Genomic DNA, 3,582 nt, shown 5'->3' on the forward strand with positions numbered 1-3,582 from the left:
GCGCCGTCACCGCCAAACAGCGCATCCGACCCGGCCTCGCCATAAAGCCGGTCGGCGCCATCATTGCCCCACAGCACGTCGTTGCCGCTGCCCGCCCAGACGGTGTCATTGCCGGCACCGCCATCAATCAGATTGGCCCCCGCCAGCGCACCGCCGGCCACATCGTCGATGAAATCGTTGCCATCCCCGCCATGAACCGTATCGTCGCCCGCCCCGAACAGCAAAGTGTCATTGCCCGCCCCGCCATCGAGACTGTCATTGCCAGCCCCCCCCGAAAGGCTGTCATTGCCATCCCCGCCCTCCAACGTGTCATTGCCCTCAAGCCCAGACAGCGTGTCATTCCCGGCCAGACCATCGACGTGGTCGTCCGCGCTGGTGCCTGTCCAGGTGTTGTTGTTGCCGTCCAGCAGGGCGACCTTGAGCGAGTCCGCACTGACATCGCCATTCAGGAACCGGAAAGTCTCGACATTCGAGACCGTGTCCGTCCCGCTGCCGGCAGAAATCACCGTGAACGTGTCGAGGCCTGCGTTGTAGGTCACCGTCACATCCGCCCGATTTGCGGCATAGACGGCATAGTCCACACCATCGCCACCGTTGATCGTGTCATTGCCGGCACCGCCATCCAGCGTGTCATTGCCACCGCCGCCGTTCAGCGTATCGCTGCCGGCAAGCCCGGACAAAACGTTGTCCCCGGCATTGCCGCCCAGGCGGTTGTCCAGTTCGTTCCCGGTGCCGTCAAGCGAGTCCGATCCTTGCAGGGACAGGTTTTCGACATTGTCCCCCAAGGTGTAAGTGAGCCCTGAGATGACTTCGTCGGTGCCTTCCCCCGCAAGTTCAACCACAACGGCGCCGATGCTGTTGATGACGTAAAGGTCGTCTCCGGCACCGCCAGACAGGATGTCAGCGCCGCCGCCGCCATCCAGCGTATCATCCCCGGCCAAAGCGTTGATCACATCCCCGCCTTGCGTCCCCATCAGGCTGTCCGCAAAGGGCGTCCCGGTGATCGTGTCGAAACTTGGCGGCGGGGGTCCGTAGCCGTACACCACATAAGCTGCGCCGATGCCATAGCCGCTACCTGCAGAGCCACGATTCCCGTTGATATCGAAGCTGTTGTAAAGCGCGCCAACGATCACATCGGCGAAACCGTCGCCGTTCACATCTCCCAATGCCGACACACTGAAGCCTGCTTCGTCGCCGGATCCGTGCCCTGTCAGGACAATGCCCTGATCCGCCGTCAGTTGGCTCAGATCGAGGAGGCCCCGCGTCGTCCCCGCAACGCCAAAGACGATGTAGGCCGCGCCCGTTTGTCCATTGACGCCAACAGCGCCAACCAAAAGGTCACCAATGCCGTCGCCGTTGAAATCGCCCGCCGCCGACACACTGTAGCCGGATCGGGCAGAATTCTGCCCTCCGGTAATGGCGAATCCCATGGCCGGATCAAGGCTGGCGGAGAGGTCCAAATTAGGAGCATTTTCAATTCCCGACTTGCCATAAATCACGTAGCTCAGCCCGGACCCGGACCCGAAAGCAGAAGAGTCTCGGCTGCTTACAATCACGTCATCAATGCCATCGCCATTGATATCCCCGGCAAAGGCGACGCTCAGCCCCACCTGTTCATCTCGGATCGATGCCAGAAGCGCCGATCCGGTAACATCCCCACCCTCGATGGTCACTTCGACAGAAGCGGCGTCGGCTCCGGTAATCAGCATCGCACCGCCGGCCCCATGCGCAATCAGGCCATAAGCCGGCATGCCGATCAGGAGGTCGGGGACGCCATCATGGTTGGCATCGCCTCCCCCCGCCACGCTTCGACCAATGTTGCCGCTAAATGATTCTGATGTGATCTCGCTTGCCTGACCCAGGGTCACTAACTTCAGGTCCAGGATGCCATTCACCGCCGTCGCCAAGGCCTGACCAGAAATCACCCAGGCTGCGCCCACTCCGCTAGCGAAAGCGGGTGCGCCGATGATCAGGTCGTCGTAACCATCAAGATTCAGGTCGCCTGCGTTCGACACGCTCGTTCCCAACATTGAGGCGATCGAAGTCCCGTCAATACGGACACCTTGCGAAGCGGTCATCGTGTTGACATCGACGCCACCCGCCGGCTGAGACGCCGCGCCGAACACCACATAGGCACTGCCGGCAAAACGGCCGTTGGGATTGTCCATGAACGGGGCGCCGACAATCACGTCAGCGAAGCCGTCGCCGTTGACATCCCCAGCCGCCGAGACGCTGGATCCGAAGAAAGATCCCAAGAAAGAGGAGACCGTCGGGCCGGTGATCTTGAAGCCGTCTGATGGGCTGAGATTGGCAAGATCGACGTCCGGACGCGTGGCCGAGGTCGTGCCATAGATGACATAGGCCGAGTCCGTGGCGCCAACGATCATGTCAGCAATGCCGTCGCCGTTCACATCCCCGGCCGCGTGCACGCTGCGGCCCGCATAGTTCGACTCACCAGCCCCGAAGATGGTGAAGCCTTGATCCGGAGTCAGGTTACCCAGTTGATACGTCATCCACGCCTCTTGTGCCTTGCGCGCCGATGGGTGCACCGCAGCGTCATAAAGCCGCTTGGCCGCACCCCTGGCCCTGTTTCATCTACGATCCTGTCACGGACCTGCCGTTACCGGTCCCGCACCCCTTACAATAAGGTTGCAAAACCAAAGCCTCTGTTCTTTCACCCCAACGTGCCGGCTGGCGCGCAGGCAAGCGGCACCACGATCAGGCCGGGCTGAAGGTGGTGCAAGCAGAAATGCGTCTTATGCGAACGCTTTTGCCGCTGGCGGTTATTTCGAGGCAAGGCTTGCCAATTTCAATGCATTGAAATACATCACTTTATCCGCCGGGTACCGTGCCAGCTCGCTTATAATTTAGGGGACATCCGGTGTCCTGCCCCAGCAATCTTTTCAGCGAAAAGGCAGGAAATGCCCAACAATCTGACCCAAAAAACTTTAGATTGAAAAATATTAACTTTCGCAAAACCCTGTCTTTTCCTTGGGTGCCGCGCCATTCGTCCAATTCAATGCAAGGCAAAGATTGACAACTTAATTCGTGCAGGCGTAGTGCAAAATACACCCTTCCGGAAAGCGCACCATGACAGCCGAAGTCCCTGCCGACCAAACGCCCGCCTTCGCGCTGACCACGTCACGCGGGTTCATGTCTTGGTTGTCAGTGGTGGGCGGGTCGCTGGCGTTCACGACCTATCAGGGTGGCAAGGTGTTCTTCCTCGGGGCCAAGCCCGATGGATCGCTGGCCGTCTTCGAACGCTCGTTCCCGCGCTGCATGGGCCTTGCGGTGTCGCAGGATGCCCGGTCGCTATATCTTGCGACGGAAATCCAGCTTTACCGTTTCGACAATCTTCTTCCGGCCGGGTCCGTCGATGGGGACACGGACGCCCTCTACGCCCCGCACCAGACCTGGATCACCGGCGACATCGACATCCATGAAGTGGGCCTGGACGCGCAGGGTCAGCCGGTCTTTGCCAACACCTTGTTCAACTGCCTTGCCACAACGGCCGAAGGTCACAGCTTTCGCCCCCTGTGGCAGCCGCCGTTCATCCGAAAGTTGGCGCCAGAGGATTGCTGC

At 60.4% G+C, this 3,582-nt stretch carries 1 protein-coding gene and 1 pseudogene; one reads left to right on the top strand and one right to left on the bottom strand.

The features are described 5' to 3' along the window. Positions 1–2,513 (bottom strand): annotated as a pseudogene (locus AC1Y2B_RS23355) (hypothetical protein); the annotation flags it as partial. A gap of 577 nt (positions 2,514–3,090) precedes the next feature. Here AC1Y2B_RS23355 and AC1Y2B_RS23360 point away from each other — a divergent pair. Continuing rightward, positions 3,091–3,582: DUF4915 domain-containing protein (locus AC1Y2B_RS23360; RefSeq protein ID WP_482255520.1), on the top strand; the 492-nt coding region annotated here is incomplete at its 3' end.

The organism is Stagnihabitans sp. (assembly GCF_964946895.1).